This is a genomic window from Streptomyces sp. GL_148 (assembly GCF_057834205.1).
The window spans coordinates 4,121,445-4,137,939 of record NZ_CM174396.1 but is presented as its reverse complement, the minus strand read 5'-3'; the positions used below and the strand labels follow the sequence as shown (position 1 = coordinate 4,137,939).

Annotated in this window: 17 protein-coding genes and 1 pseudogene; 10 read left to right on the top strand and 8 right to left on the bottom strand. The window is 73.0% G+C overall.

Annotated features, from left to right (window positions below):
• The first annotated feature begins 118 nt into the window (after window positions 1–118).
• From AC3IYI_RS19015 to AC3IYI_RS19005, 3 genes and pseudogenes are all read left to right on the top strand, one after another.
• Window positions 119–838: a DsbA family protein gene (locus AC3IYI_RS19015; protein ID WP_489411307.1), complete on the top strand. Its 720-nt coding sequence runs from the start codon at window positions 119–121 to the stop codon at window positions 836–838.
• A gap of 54 nt (window positions 839–892) precedes the next feature.
• Window positions 893–1,882, top strand: a complete 990-nt coding sequence (locus tag AC3IYI_RS19010) for an aminoglycoside phosphotransferase family protein (RefSeq protein ID WP_489411306.1) — start codon at window positions 893–895, stop codon at window positions 1,880–1,882.
• 9 nt (window positions 1,883–1,891) lie between these two features.
• Window positions 1,892–2,366: pseudogene (locus tag AC3IYI_RS19005) on the top strand (GNAT family N-acetyltransferase).
• A 21-nt stretch (window positions 2,367–2,387) separates the two neighbouring features.
• Here AC3IYI_RS19005 and AC3IYI_RS19000 read toward each other — a convergent pair.
• Window positions 2,388–3,380, bottom strand: coding sequence for a zinc-binding dehydrogenase (locus AC3IYI_RS19000; RefSeq protein WP_489411584.1), 993 nt, complete (start codon window positions 3,378–3,380; stop codon window positions 2,388–2,390).
• A 94-nt stretch (window positions 3,381–3,474) separates the two neighbouring features.
• On the opposite strand from AC3IYI_RS19000, the gene AC3IYI_RS18995 reads away from it, so the two are divergent.
• Window positions 3,475–4,182, top strand: coding sequence for a pentapeptide repeat-containing protein (locus AC3IYI_RS18995; RefSeq protein WP_489411305.1), 708 nt, complete (start codon window positions 3,475–3,477; stop codon window positions 4,180–4,182).
• Between the two features lie 67 nt (window positions 4,183–4,249).
• On the opposite strand, the gene AC3IYI_RS18990 is transcribed toward AC3IYI_RS18995, so the two are convergent.
• The 4 genes from AC3IYI_RS18990 to AC3IYI_RS18975 form a co-directional block, all read right to left on the bottom strand.
• Entirely contained in the window at window positions 4,250–5,062 is an 813-nt protein-coding gene (locus AC3IYI_RS18990; RefSeq protein ID WP_489411304.1) for a hypothetical protein, read from the bottom strand.
• 112 nt (window positions 5,063–5,174) lie between these two features.
• A complete protein-coding gene (locus AC3IYI_RS18985) occupies window positions 5,175–5,678 on the bottom strand; it encodes a hypothetical protein (protein ID WP_489411303.1) in 504 nt (167 codons plus the stop codon).
• Window positions 5,679–5,804: 126 nt separating this feature from the next.
• On the bottom strand, window positions 5,805–6,542 hold the full coding sequence (locus AC3IYI_RS18980) for a response regulator (RefSeq protein WP_489411302.1): 738 nt from the start codon (window positions 6,540–6,542) through the stop codon (window positions 5,805–5,807).
• Window positions 6,539–7,756, bottom strand: a complete 1,218-nt coding sequence (locus AC3IYI_RS18975) for a sensor histidine kinase (RefSeq protein ID WP_489411301.1) — start codon at window positions 7,754–7,756, stop codon at window positions 6,539–6,541. Before AC3IYI_RS18975 ends, AC3IYI_RS18980 begins: the two co-directional genes overlap by 4 nt.
• A 586-nt stretch (window positions 7,757–8,342) precedes the next feature.
• Between AC3IYI_RS18975 and AC3IYI_RS18970 the strand changes: the two genes are divergently transcribed.
• On the top strand, window positions 8,343–8,900 hold the full coding sequence (locus AC3IYI_RS18970) for a GlcG/HbpS family heme-binding protein (RefSeq protein ID WP_489411300.1): 558 nt from the start codon (window positions 8,343–8,345) through the stop codon (window positions 8,898–8,900).
• A gap of 35 nt (window positions 8,901–8,935) precedes the next feature.
• Entirely contained in the window at window positions 8,936–10,393 is a 1,458-nt protein-coding gene (locus AC3IYI_RS18965) for a M1 family metallopeptidase (protein ID WP_489411299.1), read from the top strand.
• Window positions 10,394–10,408: 15 nt separating this feature from the next.
• Here AC3IYI_RS18965 and AC3IYI_RS18960 read toward each other — a convergent pair whose 3' ends face one another.
• Both AC3IYI_RS18960 and AC3IYI_RS18955 read right to left on the bottom strand, forming a co-directional pair.
• On the bottom strand, window positions 10,409–10,927 hold the full coding sequence (locus tag AC3IYI_RS18960) for a GNAT family N-acetyltransferase (RefSeq protein WP_489411298.1): 519 nt from the start codon (window positions 10,925–10,927) through the stop codon (window positions 10,409–10,411).
• Between the two features lie 86 nt (window positions 10,928–11,013).
• Window positions 11,014–11,589 (bottom strand): TerD family protein, encoded by a 576-nt coding sequence (locus tag AC3IYI_RS18955; RefSeq protein ID WP_250744549.1) that lies wholly within the window; start codon window positions 11,587–11,589, stop codon window positions 11,014–11,016.
• A gap of 176 nt (window positions 11,590–11,765) precedes the next feature.
• Between AC3IYI_RS18955 and arfB the strand changes: the two genes are divergently transcribed.
• Window positions 11,766–12,191 carry an alternative ribosome rescue aminoacyl-tRNA hydrolase ArfB gene (arfB, locus tag AC3IYI_RS18950; RefSeq protein ID WP_243339524.1) on the top strand — a complete coding sequence of 142 codons (426 nt, stop codon included), beginning with the start codon at window positions 11,766–11,768 and terminating at the stop codon, window positions 12,189–12,191.
• A gap of 48 nt (window positions 12,192–12,239) precedes the next feature.
• Here arfB and AC3IYI_RS18945 read toward each other — a convergent pair whose 3' ends face one another.
• Window positions 12,240–12,722, bottom strand: coding sequence for a flavin reductase family protein (locus AC3IYI_RS18945; RefSeq protein WP_489411583.1), 483 nt, complete (start codon window positions 12,720–12,722; stop codon window positions 12,240–12,242).
• Between the two features lie 439 nt (window positions 12,723–13,161).
• On the opposite strand from AC3IYI_RS18945, the gene cdgB reads away from it, so the two are divergent.
• From cdgB to AC3IYI_RS18930, 3 genes are all read left to right on the top strand, one after another.
• Window positions 13,162–14,889, top strand: coding sequence for a diguanylate cyclase CdgB (gene cdgB, locus AC3IYI_RS18940; RefSeq protein WP_489411297.1), 1,728 nt, complete (start codon window positions 13,162–13,164; stop codon window positions 14,887–14,889).
• Window positions 14,890–14,957: 68 nt separating this feature from the next.
• Window positions 14,958–16,004, top strand: a complete 1,047-nt coding sequence (locus AC3IYI_RS18935) for a CBM35 domain-containing protein (protein ID WP_489411296.1) — start codon at window positions 14,958–14,960, stop codon at window positions 16,002–16,004.
• A 217-nt stretch (window positions 16,005–16,221) separates the two neighbouring features.
• The gene (locus AC3IYI_RS18930; RefSeq protein WP_489411295.1) at window positions 16,222–16,422 is read left to right on the top strand and encodes a hypothetical protein; all 201 of its coding nucleotides are present in this window, start codon (window positions 16,222–16,224) and stop codon (window positions 16,420–16,422) included.
• The last annotated feature ends 73 nt before the right edge of the window (window positions 16,423–16,495 follow it).

Genomic DNA, 16,495 nt, shown 5'->3' with positions numbered 1-16,495 from the left:
GTGACGTCGGGTTTTAGGGGCTGAGGGGTGGCCGAATGGCTGATGTGGGCGGTGTGGTTCCCTCCTTAGGGTGGGGCGGGGATTTTGTCAGGTTTTTGTATGAGAGGTACTGGTTCGTATGGCGCGGGTTGTGGTGGCGGGGAGGCTGGTCGCGGCGGTCGCGTCCGTGGCTCTGCTGGGTGGGGCGGTCGTCGGATGCGGCTCCGGCGAGCAGGGGGACGCGGTCGCTTCCGAGGCTGCGGTGCGGACCAGTCCGATCGCCGGACAGCTCGCGGGGCTGCCCACGACGGTGGACGGGGCGAAGATCGTCGTGGGGAAGCCGGACGCGCCGCGTACCGCGCAGGTGCTGGTGGACCCCAAGTGCGGTCACTGCGCGCGGTTCGAGGGGGCCGGCGGGGAGTCGCTGCTGAAGCTCGCGGTGGCCGGTCAGGTGAAGATCGAGTACCTGCTGGCCTCCTTCCTGGACCGGGGCGGGGTGAGCGGTTCGGCCAAGGCGGTCAACGCGTTGCGCGCGTCGGCGGACGCCGGGAAGTTCGCGGAGTTCCATGCGGCGGTCTTCGCCAGTCAGCCGAGGGGCAAGTTCACCGACGAGCTGCTCCTGAAGATCGCGGACCGGGTGCCGGGGCTGCGCGGGGCGGACTTCGACGCGGCGGTGAGGGACGAGAAGTACCAGGGGTGGGTCGCCGAGGCCGAGCAGGGTTTCGAGGCGACGGGTGCGCAGGCGACGCCGATGGTGCTGGTGGAGGGGAAGCCGGTCGGGTCGAGGGACGGGTCGCTGTTCGACGCGGGGGCGTTCACGCGGGCGTTGAAGGGGGTCGGGATCGGGGCTTCCGCCTAGGCCGTCCCCCTTTCCTGTCGTGTCGTGCCCGGTCCGCAGGCCTAGGGTCGGGCCATGGAGGGTGCGACGGCGGGTGTGGCGGGCGGTGCGGGCGCGGGTGCGGGTGGCTCGGGTGGTGGCGGGTTCCGCGGGGTGCCCGAGCGGTTCGCGCGGGCGCAGGTGCGGGACAACGGGGCGGCCGGGCGGGAGTTCGTCGATGCGCTGCCCGCGCGGGTGGCGGCCTTCCTGGAGCGGTGGGAGCTACGGGTGACCGGGCCCGGGATGCACGGGGTGACGGCCCTGGTGCTGCCGGTGGTGCGGGCCGACGGGACGGCGGCGGCGCTGAAGCTGCCGGCGCTGGACGAGGAGAACGCGGGGGAGGCGCTCGCGCTGCGCGCGTGGGCCGGGGAGGGCTGCGTACGGCTGCTGGCGGACGATGCGCAGACCGGCACGCTGCTGCTGGAGCGCCTCGACGAGAGCAGGCACCTGTCGGCGCTGGCCGTACGGGACTCCGGGCGGGCGGTGGAACTCGTCGGCGGGTTGCTGGCCCGGCTGACGGCGGTTCCGGCGCCGGCCGGGCTGCGGCGGCTCGGGGACGTGGCGGCGGCGATGCTGGAGGCGGTGCCGGGTGCGTTGGCGCAGTTGGGGGACGCCCGGGAGCGGGGGCTGGTCGCGGACTGCGCGGCGGCGCTGGCGGAGGTGGCGGGGGAGCCGGGGGACCGGTTGCTGCACTGGGACCTGCACTACGACAACGTGCTGGCGGGCGGGCGCGAGGCGTGGCTGGCCATCGATCCGAAGCCGCTGGCCGGTGATCCGGGGTTCGAGCTGTTGCCGGCGCTGGTCAACAACTTCCGTGCGCGGGAGGTGCGGTGGCGCTTCGAGTCGCTCGCGGAGGCGGTGGGAGCGGACCGGGAACGGGCGCGGGCGTGGACGCTGGGGCGGGTGCTGCAGAACTGCCTGTGGGACGTGGAGGACGGGGGCCGGCCGGCGGCGGTGCAGCTGAGGGTCGCGGAGTCGTTGCTGGGGCGGGTGGGGAAGGGGAGGGGCGGTCGCGGTGGCTCGTAGGGTGCAGGCATGATCCGTAGCGCCGTCGTCAGCGACGTACCCGTCATCCACGCCATGATCCGCGAGCTCGCGGAGTACGAGAAGGTGCCGCACGAGGCGCGCGCCACCGAGGAGCAGTTGCGGGAGGCGCTCTTCGGGGAGCGGCCGGCGGCGTTCGCGCACCTCGCGTTGACGCCGGAGGGCGAGGCGGTCGGGTTCTCGCTGTGGTTCCTCAGCTTCTCGACGTGGCGCGGGGTGCACGGCATCTACCTGGAGGACCTGTACGTCCCGTCCGGGCGTGCGCGGTGGGGGCCACGGGAAGGCGCTGCTGCGGGAGTTGGCGCGGATCTGTGTGGAGCGCGGGTACGAGCGGCTGGAGTGGTCGGTCCTGAAGTGGAACGAGCCGACGATCGCCTTCTACGAGGCCCTGGGTGCGCGGCCGCAGGACGAGTGGTCGGTGTACCGGCTGACCGACGGGGCGCTGGCGGAGCTCGGGGGCGCGTAGGCCGCCGGGGCCGGCCGGCTCTCAGGGTTCCAGGACGACCTTGCCGGTGGTGGCGCGGGTCTCCAGGTCGTGGTGGGCCGCGGCGGCTTCGGCGAGGGGGTAGCGCTGGAGGGCGGGGCGCAGGCGGCCGGCGGCGGCTTCGGCCAGGGCGCGGGTTTCGAGGCGGCGCAGGGGGTCGTCGCCGCCGGCGCGCCGGAGCATGGCGGGGCCGAGGACGTGCTGTGTGGTGATGCCGCGGGCGTCCAGGCCGGCCTGCTCGGTGTCGGTGAGCGCGAGCGGGCCGCCGGACCAGCCGAAGACGAGGTGTTGGGCGCCGTCGCGGAGCAGACCGAGGGCGGTGCGGGCGACGGCGCCGCCGACGGAGTCGAAGAGGACGGTGGCGCCGTCGGGGTGGTGGGCGCGGAGGGTGTCGGCCCAGTCCGGGGCGGTGTAGTCGAGGGCGAGGCCGGCGCCGTTGGCGGCGGCCCGGGCGGTTTTGGCGGGGCCGCCGGCGAGGGCGACGACGGTGGCTCCGGCGTGCTGGGCGTACTGGACCAGCAGGGTGCCGATGCCGCCCGCGGCGGCGGGGACCAGGGCGACGGAGCCGGGGCCGAGCTCGGCGAACTGGAGGATGCCGAGGGTGGTGCGGCCGGTGCCGATCATGGCGACGGCGGTGGCGGGGTCGAGGCCGGGCGGGATGGCGTGCAGCCGGGTGGCGTCGGTGACGGCGTACTCGGCGTAGCCGCCGGGGGTGAATCCGAGGTGGGCGACGACGGGCTGGCCGAGCCATGCGGGGTCCGTGCCGGGGCCGAGGGCGTCGACGGTGCCGGCGACCTCGCGGCCGGGGACGGTCGGGAGGTCGGGCAGGGGCGCGGGCGGGCCCTGGACGCCGCCGCGCAGCGCGGTGTCGATGAGGTGGACGCCGGCGGCGGCCACCGCGATGCGGACTTGGCCGGGGGCGGGGACGGGGCGGGGGACGGACTCGTACGTGAGGTTCTCGGCGGGGCCGAAGGCGTGGAGGCGGATGGCTCGCATGGTGGTCATGGCGGTCGTGGTCGTCGTGGTGGTCATGGGTGAAGCCTCGGACCTCAAGTGGGGTTGAGGTCAAGGGGTGGGTCAGGATGGGGGGATGGCGATGGCGCGGGACGGGCGGAAGACGCAGAAGCGGCAGCAGCCGCAGACGGTGAAGGCGGCGCGGCGGGCGGAGGTGCGGCTGCCGGAGCTCGGTGGGTGGGAGGACGCGGGGCTGGAGCTGGAGCCGGACGGGGACTACGACGGGCTGGAGCTCGTCGAGGTGGACCTGACGGGTGGGGACGGGCGCGGGGCCCGGTTCATGGACTGTGCGCTACGGCGCTGCGTGCTGGACGAGACCGGGCTGGCCAAGGTGCGGATCCTGGACTCGGTGCTGGACGGTGTCCGCGGGGTGGGGACGGACCTGTCGGAGGCTTCGCTGCGCGACGTGGAACTGCTGGACGCCCGGCTGGGCGGGGTGCAGCTGCACGGGGCGGTGCTGGAGCGGGTGCTCGTGCGCGGGGGCAAGATCGACTACCTGAACCTGCGGAAGGCGCGGCTCAAGGACGTGGTCTTCGAGGGGTGCGTGCTGGTGGAGCCGGACTTCGGGGGCGCGGTGCTGGAACGGGTGGAGTTCCGGGACTGTGAGCTGCGGGCGGTGGACTTCACCGGGGCGCGGATGGCGGACGTGGACCTGCGGGGCGCGAGCGCGCTCGAGATCGCGCGGGGCGTGGACGCTCTGGCCGGGGCGGTGATCAGTGCGGGGCAGCTGTTCGAGCTGGCTCCGGCGATGGCTGCGCAGCTGGGTGTGCGGGTGGTTCCGTAGCGGGCCGCCGTCCTGCGTGCTCGCTCTGCCTCCGGGACGTGGCGAGCACGCAGGCGTGCAGGGCGCGTCAGGAGTAGCGGTGGTTCGGCCAGTGCGGGTCGTACCAGCGGTCGCCGTCGGTGAGGCCGAGCAGCCGCACGGCGTGGAGGAGCTGTTCGGGGGCGCCGTGGGCGCGCAGGCGTTCGGGCGCCCGGCTCACGAGCCAGGCGGTCAGTTCCGTCCGTACGGCTTCCGCTTCGTCCGGCCAGAAGGCCCACGTCGTCCAGGGGAGCGAGTCCCCCAGGAGGTCCCGTTCCCATTCGTCGACGGTGTTGGCGAGGTGCTGGTCGGCGACCGGGTGGTGGAGGGCCTCCCAGTCCGCGAGCCAGGGGCCGATGGTGCCGGAGGCTTCGGTGCACAGTTGGAGGAGTTCGTGCACGGGGAGGGCGGGGTCCGGGGTGAGGAGGGAGTGGGCCCACCAGGCGTGCAGGAACTCCCGTACGGCTGCGCTCTGCGGCGCGGGCCACTCCTGCCACTCGCCGCGGTGGAACGAGTAGCCGACACGGTCGCGGTCCCACCAGTCGCCGAGGCCGCCGGTCAGGAAGCGGGCGAACTGCGGCAGGATGCGGCGCAGCACGGCGCCGTGGTCGCGCCAGTCGGGGACGCTCCAGGTGCGGTGCAGGAGGTCGGGGTCGAGTTCCGTGTCGGGGAGCTTCAGCAGGGCGAGCTCCTCAAGGCTGCCCCAGTGGCAATCGCAATTGCTCTCGTCGGCCCGGGCGGTCATCCCACGGAAGGTGACGGCCAGCTGGGCCAGTGCCCGGTCCAGTCGTACGCGGGCTGCGGCTGTGGCCGCGGCTGCGGGGTCCTGGTCGTGCGCGGGGTCGTGGTCGTGGTCGGTCATGGTCGGCGGTGCCTCACGGGACTCCAGGCCGTCCGGACCTGAAGAGTGCGACCCTACCGGCCGGTCGTCCCCGGGCGGCCGGTGGGTCGGGCCGACGGCTCGGGCCGACGGGTCAGGCCGGGACCCGGGGGAAGCGGGACTGCAGGGTCCAGATGACGGGGTTGTCGCCCAGGCCGTCGTGCATGTCGATGAGGTCCGCGATCACGTCGTGGAGGAAGTCCCGTGCTTCGCGGCGCAGCAGGCGGTGGCTGAAGGTGAGGGGGGCTTCCTCCGACGGCATCCAGTCGGCCTCGACGTCGACCCATCCGAAGCGGCGCTCGAAGAGCATGCGGTCCGAGGACTCGGTGAAGTCGATCTCGGCGTACTGCCGGTTGGCGGCGCGGCTGCCGCGCGGGTCCTGGTCGAGCTGCTCGACGATGTCGCACAGCGCCCAGGCGAAGTCCAGTACGGGCACCCATCCCCAGGCTGTGGACACTTCCCGGTCCGCGTTGGTGTCGGCGAGGTAGACGTCCCCGCAGAACAGGTCGTGGCGCAGCGAGTGGACGTCCGCCGAGCGGTAGTCGGTCTGCGGAGGGTCGGGGAAGCGCCGGGAGAGGGAGTAGCCGATGTCGAGCACGTACCCGATGGTGTCACGTGCGGGGAGGGTGTCGCCGCATCGCGTACCAGCCCGGGAGGGGAAGGGGCGGTGGTGTCGGTCTGCGTGCCGGTGCCGGTGTCGGTGTCGGTGCCGATGGCTCCGTGCTCAGGGGAGGAGGCGTTGCTCCTTGGCCACCGAGACCGCGCCCGCGCGGGTGTCGACGCCGAGCTTGTCGTAGATGCGGCCCAGGTGGGTCTTGACCGTGGCCTCGCTGATGAACAGGGCGCGGGCGATGTCGCGGTTGCCGAGGCCGCGGGCGAGCTGGCCGAGGATGTCGAGTTCACGGTCGGTCAGGGTGGGCCGGGTGCCCCGCATGTGGGCCATCACGCGGCTGGCCACGGGTGCGGAGAGCGTGGTGCGGCCCTGGGCGGCGGAGTGGATCGCGGCGAAGAGCTCCTCCGGGCGTTCCGCCTTCAGGAGGTAGCCCGTGGCGCCCGCGCCGATGGCCCGGGTGATGTCCGCGTCGGTGTCGTAGGTGGTCAGGACCAGGACGTGCGGGGGGTTCGGGGCGGCGGTGATGCGGCGGGTGGCCTCCACGCCGTCGATGCCCTCGCCGAGCTGGAGGTCCATCAGGACCACGTCGGGGCGGAGTTTGGCCGCGAGGGCGACCGCCTCCTCGCCGCTGCCCGCCTCGCCGAGCACCTCGATGTCCGGCTCGCTGCCGAGCAGGGCGAGCAGGCCGGCGCGGACCACGACGTGGTCGTCGCAGAGGAGGATCGTGGTCGCCTTCTTGGCGTCCGCGGCAGGGGTGGCGGCAGGGGCAGGGGCATGGGCAGGGGCAGGGGCAGGGGCAGGGGCCGAAGGGTCCGGGGTCGTCGCGGCCGGGTTCTCGTTCGTGGTCATGGGGTGGGCTCCAGGGGGATCGACGCCGACAGGACCGTGCCCTCGCCCGCGGTGGATTCGATGGTCAGGGTGCCGCCGAGCTGGCGGACGCGGGCCCGCATCGCGGGGAGGCCGTGGCCGCGTTCCCCGGCGGCGCTGCGGGTGGTCTGGGTGAAGCCGTGGCCGTCGTCGGCGACGTCCAGGACGACCTGGTCGCCCAGGAAGCTCAGGGTGAGGGCCGCGGTACGGGCCCCCGAGTGCTCCCGTACGTTCGCCAGCGCGCCCTGCGCGATGCGCAGCAGCGCCTGCTCCGCGCGGTCGGGGAGGCGGACCGGCGCGCCCTCCAGGTGGAAGCGGACCTCGATGTCGGGGCCGGCGTCCAGCGCGCGCAGGGCGTCGGGGAGGCCGGCGCCGTCGGCGAGTTCGCGCGGCGCGAGGTCGTGCACCAGGCGGCGGGCCTCGGCGAGGCCGCGGGCGGTGATGTCGGTGGCGGTACGGACGTGCGCGCGGGCGGTGCCCGGGTCCGTGTCCCAGGTGCGGTCGGCTGCTTGGAGGAGCATCTGCTGGCTGGACAGGTGCTGGGCCAGGGTGTCGTGGATCTCCATCGACAGCCGCTGGCGTTCGGCGAGGGTGCCGGCGCGGCGTTCGGTGGCGGCCAGTTCCCGGCGGGTGCGGATCAGGTCGTCGATCAGGGTGCGCTGGGCCGCCGCCTGGCGCTCCATGTGGACGAACACGGCGGTGGCGAGCGCGGCGACGGCGGGCGGGGCGAGGAGGAGGTTCGGGTCGAAGGGCTCGGCGCCGGAGGCCTGGGCGAGACGGAGCTGGGCCGCTACGACGAACACGGTGAGCAGGGCCACGAGGACGATGGCCGCGCGGGGCGGGAGGGTGCGCAGGGCCGTGTAGAAGAGCGGTACGGCGCACCAGGCGAAGCTCGGCGCGAGGACGACGAGGACCACCCAGACGGCGACGACCAGGCCGAGCCAGAGGAGGCGGCGCAGGGTGGGGGCGGCGCCGAGGGCGGGGCCGAGTACGTAGAGCAGGGCCAGGGTGATGCTGAGGGCGATGATCCAGGGGGTGCGGGGTTCGTCGGGGTGGCGGAGGAGGAAGCGGGCCACGGAGGCGCCCAGGAGGAGGAAGAAGGCGGTGTGCATGACCGTGGCCAGGGCGCGGGTGTCTTTTTGGGGTGGGGGGGTTGCCGGGCGGCTCGGCGGGCCGGGTTGGTGTGCGGTGGTCACGGGGGTGCTCCTGGGGGTGGTGCGTAGGTCCATGGTGCCGGTTGTCCGGCTGTGCGGGTGGGTGGCGCTGCGCGGGCTGTCCCCTACCCGCCCTTCCTCCGTTCCCCGGGCGCTGCCCGGACCCCGGTCCTCACGGTCCTCAAGCGCCGGACGGGCTGGAGGGGTGCCGGGCTGCGCCCGGACCCCCTGGGGCTCCGCCCCAGACCCCGCGCCTCAAACGCCGGCGGGGCTGGATTTGGCTCCGTCCCAGACCCCGCGCCTCAAACGCCGGCGGGGCTGGATTTGGCTCCGCCCCGGGCCCCGCGCCTCAAGCGCCGGCGGGGCTGGATTTGGCTCCGCCCCGGGCCCCGCGCCTCAAGCGCCGGCGAGGCTGGATTTGGCGCCGGACGGCTGGGGGCAGGGGACCGGAAGGTCAGGTAAACGCCTCGTGGGGGCAGGCCGCATCAGCCGATCGGTTGACCCTTGGGTCAACCGGTGGGGGGCGGCTTCGGAGCCGGTACGGGGACGGGGTGGTGGGGGTGGCGGGGAGAGGCTTGGAGCAACGGCAGGACAGCCCGCCGAGCCGACGTTCACAGGAGCAGCAGACATGAACACCCGCACCCGCGTTCTCACCGGTACCGCCCTCGCCGTCGTCCTCGGCGCCGGAGCCCTCGGCGCGGTCAGCGCCAACGCCGCCCCGGCCTCCGCCCCGGCTTCCGCGCCGGCCGCCGTCGCGAAGAAGGACGGCGACAAGAAGAACTTCACCACCTCCACGCACCTCACCGTCGACGCCGCCACCCGCGCCGCCCAGGCCGCGCTGCACGCCGCCGAGCAGGAGAACCAGAAGGTGACCGTCGCGGTCGTCGACCGCAACGGCAACACCATCGTCACGCTGCGCGGCGACGGCGCCGGCCCGCAGTCCTACGAGTCCGCGCAGCGCAAGGCCTACACCGCCGTGTCCTGGAACGCCCCGACCTCGGTGCTCGCCGGCCGCCTCGCCCAGACCCCGAACCTGAAGGACATCCCCGGCACCCTCTTCCTCGGCGGCGGCACCCCCGTCCAGGCCGAGGGAGCCCCGGTCGCGGGCATCGGCGTGGCCGGCGCCCCGAGCGGTGACCTGGACGAGAAGTTCGCCAAGGCCGGCGTGGACGCCCTCGCCGAGTAACGGGGACGAGCGGCACGGGACGTAGTCTCGGACGCGTGGATCACCGCTTTCTCGCACGCCTGGCCGCCCCTGCCGTCGCCACCCTGCTCGCCCTCACGGGCTGCACGGGGGAGACCGTGCAGGGGCGGCCGGGTGCGTCGGGGGTGCGCGACCCGTTCTTCCCGAAGGCCGGCAACGGCGGTTACCAGGTCGAGCACTACTCCCTGGACCTCGACTACGACCCGGCCGACGGGCGGCTGCACGCCACTGCCGTCATCACCGCCCGTGCCGAGCAGGGGCTCAGCTCCTTCAACCTCGATCTCAGCGGACTCGAGGTGGAGGGCGTGAGCGTGCAGGGCGCCGGGGCCCGCTTCAACCGCACCGGCAACGAGCTGACGGTGCGCCCCGCCGAGGACCTGGAGAAGGGGGAGGTCTTCCGTACGGAGGTCGACTACTCCGGCCGGCCCAAGGCGCTCACCGATCCCGACGGGTCCGAGGAGGGGTGGATCGTCACCCCGGGCGGCAAGGGCGCGGTCGGTGTCGGTGAACCCGTCGGGTCGATGGCCTGGTTCCCGGGGAACCACCACCCGAGCGACAAGGCCACGTACGACATCACGGTGACCGTCCCCCACGGGTACGAGGCCGTGTCCAACGGCGAGCTGCGTTCCCGTACGGAGGAGACGGAGGAGGACGACGGGCGGACCGTGTTCGCCTGGCACTCCGCGGAGCCGATGGCGAGCTACCTGGCGACCGTGGCCGTCGGGAAGTTCAAGGTGACGACCGGGCGGACCGCCTCCGGGATCCCCGTCTACACGGCGGTGGCGCCCGGCGAGGCGGCGGCGAGCGGGGCCGCGCTCGCGCGGCTGCCCGAGATGGTGGAGTGGGGCATCGGGCGGTTCGGCCCGTACCCCTTCTCCGCGACCGGTGCGATCGTGCTGCCCGCGCACAGCCTCGGCTACGCGCTGGAGACGCAGACCCGGCCGGTGTTCCCGGGGGCGCCCGGCAGCCAGGAGCTGGTGCTGCACGAGCTGGCGCACCAGTGGTTCGGGAACTCGGTGTCGCCGAAGTCCTGGAAGGACATGTGGCTCAACGAGGGTTTCGCGACCTACGCCGAGTGGCTGTGGTCCGAGGACCACGGCGGGCCGAGCGCGCAGCAGCACTTCGACGCCTACGTCGCCGGGGACACCCGCGTCGACGGCGAGGCGGGCTCGGACTGGAGCGCCTTCCCGCCGGCCGCCCCCAGGAACCCGAAGGAGATCTCCGGGTCCCCGGTGTACGGGCGCGGGGCGATGGTGCTGCAGCGGGTCCGGCAGGAGGTCGGCGACGAGAAGTTCTTCGCCCTGGTGCGGGGCTGGGCCGCCGACCACCGGCACGGGAACGCGAGCACGGCCGATTTCACCGCCTACGCGCAGAAGAAGACCGGCCGTGACCTGACGGAGGTCTGGGACGTGTGGCTGTACGGGAAGGACCGCCCGAAGGCCCCGAAGGCCCCGAAGCCCCCGCAGGCTCCGTAGACGCCGTGGCCCCGCTTACAGAGCCTTGCGCAGGACCGTGCAGGGGCGGCCCGCCTCGCGGTCGGCGCCCCGGCGCAGGGTGACGTAGCCCTGGGACTGCCAGAAGGCGAGGCCCTTCTCGTTGCCGTCGAGCACGGCGAGCCGTACGCCCGACCGTCCGGCGGCGCGGAAGCGGTCCTCGACCAGGGCGACCACGGCGCGGCCGTATCCCTCGCGGTGCGCGGTGGCGTCGATGAGCAGCAGGCCGATCCACGGGTCGGGGTCCTCGGACGCCGGGTCCGGGTGCTGGGCGAGCGTGGCGGCCAGGCCTACGAGGCGTCCGGCGGAGCGGGCGAGGAGGACCTCGGCGCCTTCGCGCGCGAGCTCGTCGGCGAGGGCGGCGGCGACCTGCTCGACCGTGATGCGGCCGGGGTCGGGGAAATCGCCGCTGAGCTCGAAGAACGCGTGGTTCGTCGCGTAGAGGGTGGCGATTTCGGTGAGGACCGGGCCCGGCAGGGCGCCGTCCTCGACGGGAGCGAGCGGCAGGAGGATCACGTACCGAACGGTAGCGAAGCCCCCTCCCCGGACGGCCGGGAGGGGGCTTCGGCTTCAGACGCGTCCGTGGACGCGGGCGCTCAGGGTCAGACGTTGACGCCGAAGTCCTGGGCGATGCCGGTCAGGCCGGAGGCGTAACCCTGGCCCACGGCGCGGAACTTCCACTCGGCGCCGTTGCGGTAGAGCTCGCCGAAGACCATGGCGGTCTCGGTCGCCGCGTCCTCGGAGAGGTCGTAGCGGGCGATCTCGACGCCGCCGGCCTGGTTCACGACGCGGATGTACGCGTTGCGGACCTGGCCGAAGTTCTGGCTGCGGGTCTCGGCGTCGTAGATGGAGACCGGGAAGACGATCTTGTCCACGTCGGCCGGCAGGCCGGCGAGGTTGACGTTGATGGCCTCGTCGTCGCCCGCGCCCTCACCCGTGCGGTTGTCACCGGTGTGGACGATGGTCTGGTCCGGGGTGGACTTGTTGTTGAAGAAGACGAAGTGGCCGTCGGAGACGACCTTGCCGAGCGCGTTGACCGCGATCGCGGAGGCGTCCAGGTCGAAGTCGACACCGGTGGTCGTGCGGGTGTCCCAGCCCAGGCCGACCGTGACGGCCGCGAGGCCCGGGGCCTCCTTGCTGAGCGAGACGTTTCCGCCCTTGGAGAGGCTTACTGCCATGGTGACTGGTGTCCCTTCCTAGTCTCACTTGGTCTCACTTGTCGTATCGACCGTGAGGATGCCCAAGTTACCGCTGACCTCCATAACGCGGCGAGAGGGGCGCCAGGTTCCGCACCGGGGGAATTGTCGAAGAAATGAGGGTGACGGGGCTCCGGCGGGCACGGATCATAGGGGGCATGCCTGGTCCCTATGTCATCCGCGGTTCGGTCGTGCTCCCCGAGGGCGAGCTCGCCTGGCGTTTTTCGCGGTCCTCCGGGCCGGGCGGCCAGCACGTGAACACCTCGGACTCGCGCGTGGAGCTCCTCTTCGACGTCGCGGCGACGAAGTCGCTGCCCGACGTGTGGAAGGAGCGGGCGCTGGAGCGCCTCGCGTCCCGGCTGGTCGACGGGGTGGTGACCGTACGGGCCTCCGAGCACCGCTCGCAGTTCCGCAACCGCGAGATGGCGCTGGTCCGGCTGACCGCGCTGCTGGCCGAGGCCACGGCGCCGCCCCCCAAGGCGCGGCGGGCGACGAAGATCCCCCGGGGCATCAACGAGCGGCGGCTGCGCGAGAAGAAGGCCCGCGGCGAGACCAAGCGGGGCCGCAACGCGCGGGACTGGTAGCCACCGGGCCGCCGGCCGGGCCGCCGGCCGGACCGCCGGCCGCCGGGCTCAGGGCGCCAGGTGCCGGTAGCGCCCCCGGAAGTACGCAAGGGGCGGGGAGTCCGGCGCAGGCTGGGTGGCGGTGAGGACGTGGCCGATGACCAGGGTGTGGTCGCCCGCCTCGACGCGGTTCTCCGTACGGCACTCCAGGGTGGCCAGGGCCCCCGAGAGCAGCGGGGCGCCGGAGACGCCGCCGCGCGTGTAGGGCAGGTCCGCGAACAGCAGTCGGTCGCTGATGCGGTTCTTCATCGAGAACCGGCTCGCGATCTGGACCTGGTGGTCGGCGAGCACCGACACCGACCACAGGGGCTGCTCGGCCAGCAGGTCGTCCATCCGGGAGCCCTCGCGCACGCTGACGAGGACCAGGGGCGGTTCCAGGGACACGGACATGAAGGCGGTCGCCGTCATGCCGACGTCCTCGCCGCGGCTGCCCGCCGACAGCGGGGGTTCCTGCGCGGTGATCAGGCACACGCCCGCCGCCAGTCGGGACATCGCGGCCCGGAACTCGTCGTTGCTCACCCCCACAGCATGGGGTGCGGGTACGGAAAGTGGTGTCACGGGGTCGTTGGGGGCACGGTCGGGACGCTACTGTCACCCCCTCGCGCGGCGCATCGGGCGGAGGTCCGACGGCGCCTCGGGCGGAGGTCCGAGGCGCGCCCCCGTCCGATGGCCTACGCCGGCCCGGGCCGTTCCGGGTTCGGGCGTATCGTTTGCTTCCGGGAACAGATCGGGCGAACCGGCCGGAATGAACCCGAGTGGGGCGACGCGGCGACCCCCTTATTCATCTCATGTGACTTGAGTCACAGAGAGCAAGATTTGTTGACCCTGTGTACCTGCCGCACAGCTCACTGTGATTCAGTGGACGGGATACCGCAACGAAGCGCCGATGACAAACCTGGAGTTGCTGTCGAGGTCTCGGGGAGAGCGAGCAATGGAGACCGAGTCGGAGCCGTACGTCCGTCTTGCGACCCTGCGGCAGCTGCACCGGGTGGTGGCCGAGCTCAATACGGCCCGGAGCCTGGCGGACACCCTGCAGACCGTCGTGGACGGCATCGTCCTCGGCCTCGGCTACGAACTCGCCTGCGTCAACCTCGTTCGCCCCGACGGTGATCTGGTCGTCGCCGCCTTCGCGGGAGACCCCGCCGCAGAAGCCCTGATCACCGGCCGTGTCGGCTCGCGCGCCTCCTGGGAACGCCGCCTGATGATGGGCGAGAACTGGGACGGACTGCGCTTCATCCCGCACACCGAGCGCTGGGTCCTCGTCGAGGACGACGTCCCGCAGTGGCACACGGAGGGCCCCGACCCGCGGTTCGAGGACGAGTGGCACCCCGAGGACCGGCTCTACGCCCCCATGTACGCCACCGGCGGCGAACTGCTCGGCGTGGTCTCCGTGGACCGGCCGCGCAACGGCCGCCGGCCCGGCGCCTGGGGCCGCGAAGCACTCCAGATGTATGCCTTCCAGGCCGCGATTGCCATCAGCAACGCCCGGCTCCGCGCGAACATGCAGCGGGCCCTGGTCCGCCTCGAGCGCGAGCAGCAGGCCCTGCGGGCCAGCGAAGAGTCGTTCCGCCAGGCCTTCGAGTACGCGCCGAGCGGCATGGCCATCGCCGAGATGGGCGGGGACCAGCACGGCCGCCTGCTGCGCACCAACGACGCGCTGTGCCGGCTGCTGGGGCGGCCCGCCTCCGTGCTGCGCCGGTACTCCTTCTCCGACCTCGTGCACCCCGAGGACATCGGCACCCTGCTGCGGACCTCCGCCGAGGGCGGCCGCGCCGAGCTCAGACTCGGCCGGCGCGACGGTACGTACGTCTGGGTGTCGCTGCGCAACTCCGTCGTCGCCGACGCCGCCGACGGGCCGCGCTTCCTGCTCACGCACGTCGAGGACATCGAGGAGCGCAAGCGGCACGAGCTGCAGCTCGCCCACCGGGCCAGCCACGACTCGCTGACCGGCCTGCCCAACAGCGCCGAGCTGCGCTCCCGGCTCGGAGCCCGGCTCTGTCGCCGCCCGCAGTCGGTGCGCGCCACCGCCGTGGAGGCGCTGGACGCCGCCTTCGAGACGCGGCCCCCAGGAGAGGGCGCACCCGGTCAGCACGGCGCGCACGGCGAGCACGGGTACCGGCCCGACGGCTTTCCCGAGCCCTTCGAGTTCCCCGGGGGCATGGGCGGCCCCGGCGGCACGCCGGGCGGTGGCTCGGCCGCGGTGGGCCCGTACGACCACCACGTGCACACGGTCGCGCCGGCGACCGACATCGACGACGGTACGAAGGGGCTCGCGGTGCTCTTCTGCGACCTCGACGGATTCAAGTCGATCAACGACCGGTTCGGGCACCACACCGGCGACGCGGTCCTGATCGAGGTGGCCCGGCGGCTGACCACCGGGGTCCGGGACGGGGACACGGTGGCCCGGCTGGGTGGTGATGAGTTCGTCGTCCTCGCCGACGGGCTGGGCGCCGCCGACGCCGCCGACCTCGCGGTGCGGCTGCGCAACGCGATCATCCCGCCGATCCGGGTGGACGGCCGCGCGGTCCGCGTGGGAGCCAGTTTCGGGATCGGCTGGGCGAGCTGCGGCATGTCGGCCGACGAGGTGCTGCGCTCCGCCGACCAGCGCATGTACATCGAGAAGCGGTCCCGTTCGAAGGCGCACCGCCGGGCCGGGTAAGCTCTCGGGCCGCCCGTGGGCGCACCTGTTCGGGGTAGGCTCCCCGGGGTCGAAAGGAGTGACCTGCGATGACGACGCCCGCGAACCACGGCCCGAACAACGGGGCGAACCAGCCCGAGGATGACGACCCGTTCGGCTACCTCTACGAGGACGGCCAGGCCGCGGGGGCCACCCCGCCCGGGCAGGGCGGCGGGTACGGCTACCCGGGACCCACGGCCGGCGGTCAGCCGGGTGTGCCCCGGACCTCGTACAACCAGGTCCGCACGGTCGGTGACCGGCCCAAGGGCGGCCAGCGCGGCCCCGTGCCCTATCAGCAGGGCCCGCCGCAGCAGCCCCCGGCCTACCAGGCGCAGTACCAGGCCCCCGAGGCGCTCCAGGCGGGCGGCTACGGCGTTCCGCCGCAGCAGCCCCCGCAGTACACCCAGTCCGTTCCGCTGCCGGGCTCCGGCGGCGGGCGCGGTGGCGGCCACGGCGGCGGGCACGGCAGCGGCGGGTCCAGCCGCAGGGGCATGCTCGTCGCGGCCGTCGCGGTGGTCGCCGCGGTGGCGATCGGCATCGGCGCGGCCGTGATCTTCGGCAAGGACGACGACAAGGACAAGGGCAAGAACACCGCGAACACGGGCCAGAGCCCGTCGGCGCCCGCCCAGAACACCCCCTCGGGCCGGCCGAGCGGCTCCGCGTCGCCGGACGCTCCGCTGCCCAAGGGCGACGCGGGCGGCTCCGGCATGGTGATCACCGGTGGCGCCACGCTGGAGAGCGCGGTGCCGGGGGCCAAGAGCGCGAGCGGCAAGTACGTCGGCGGCTTCAACCAGCAGGGTGCGGCCGTGACCTGGACGCTGGACGTCCCCAAGACCGGCGAGTACACCTTCCGGATGTACTACGGCGTGCCGGGCAAGGACGCCAACATGACGCTGGCGATCAACGACACCGTGCAGACCCGGCCGATCAACATGAAGAACTTCGCGAAGGCCGGCGAGGGTGACTGGGCCAAGGGCTGGACCAACACCTACTCCTACGTGAACCTCAAGCAGGGCACGAACACCATCAAGATCTCCTGCGAGGCGGGCAACTCCTGCGAGGCGGTCATCGACCGGTTCGTCCTCGAGAAGCGCTGAGTCCTCGCGCGGTCGGGGCCCCAGCCGGGCCCCGACCGTGGCAGGCTTCCGTTAGATCCGGCCGGCCTCGACGCAGTAGATAGCGACCCAGCCGATACGCCCGTTGTAGTTGACCTTCACCCAGTCGTTGCCCGAGGGACCTCCCGACCAACAGCTGTAAGACCCGCCCTCGTTGTTGCGTGTACAGGGCGTCGTGGTGCACGGGACGCGGGTCGACGTGTTCGAGACCGTGGCGATGAGGCTTCCGGACGTGCTCGCGCTGGTGCGGATGTTGAAGGAATGGCTGCCGTTCATCCACACGCCCGCCGTTTCGGCAGCGGCTGCCGGGTTCGACAAGCCCAGTACTGCCGCAGCGGTGAAGCCGACGCATGTCAGGGCGGCCCGGATTCGTGAGTTCATCAGTGAACACTCCAATTAGCGACTCGGATATGTGTTCGATTTAATGTAGGGGTGAGGTCTCGGTACAGCCCGGGGCTGCACGGAATTGGCTG

What these genes read in the sequence shown, in the direction of transcription:
- AC3IYI_RS19015 (WP_489411307.1), top strand. Translation starts at nt 119, where the DNA reads ATGGCGCGGGTTGTGGTGGCGGGGAGGCTGGTCGCGGCGGTCGCGTCC.
- AC3IYI_RS19010 (WP_489411306.1), top strand. Translation starts at nt 893, where the DNA reads ATGGAGGGTGCGACGGCGGGTGTGGCGGGCGGTGCGGGCGCGGGTGCG.
- AC3IYI_RS19000 (WP_489411584.1), bottom strand. Translation starts at nt 3,380, where the DNA reads ATGCGAGCCATCCGCCTCCACGCCTTCGGCCCCGCCGAGAACCTCACG.
- AC3IYI_RS18995 (WP_489411305.1), top strand. Translation starts at nt 3,475, where the DNA reads ATGGCGATGGCGCGGGACGGGCGGAAGACGCAGAAGCGGCAGCAGCCG.
- AC3IYI_RS18990 (WP_489411304.1), bottom strand. Translation starts at nt 5,062, where the DNA reads ATGACCGACCACGACCACGACCCCGCGCACGACCAGGACCCCGCAGCC.
- AC3IYI_RS18980 (WP_489411302.1), bottom strand. Translation starts at nt 6,542, where the DNA reads ATGACCACGAACGAGAACCCGGCCGCGACGACCCCGGACCCTTCGGCC.
- AC3IYI_RS18970 (WP_489411300.1), top strand. Translation starts at nt 8,343, where the DNA reads ATGAACACCCGCACCCGCGTTCTCACCGGTACCGCCCTCGCCGTCGTC.
- AC3IYI_RS18955 (WP_250744549.1), bottom strand. Translation starts at nt 11,589, where the DNA reads ATGGCAGTAAGCCTCTCCAAGGGCGGAAACGTCTCGCTCAGCAAGGAG.
- arfB (WP_243339524.1), top strand. Translation starts at nt 11,766, where the DNA reads ATGCCTGGTCCCTATGTCATCCGCGGTTCGGTCGTGCTCCCCGAGGGC.
- AC3IYI_RS18945 (WP_489411583.1), bottom strand. Translation starts at nt 12,722, where the DNA reads ATGTCCCGACTGGCGGCGGGCGTGTGCCTGATCACCGCGCAGGAACCC.
- cdgB (WP_489411297.1), top strand. Translation starts at nt 13,162, where the DNA reads ATGGAGACCGAGTCGGAGCCGTACGTCCGTCTTGCGACCCTGCGGCAG.
- AC3IYI_RS18935 (WP_489411296.1), top strand. Translation starts at nt 14,958, where the DNA reads ATGACGACGCCCGCGAACCACGGCCCGAACAACGGGGCGAACCAGCCC.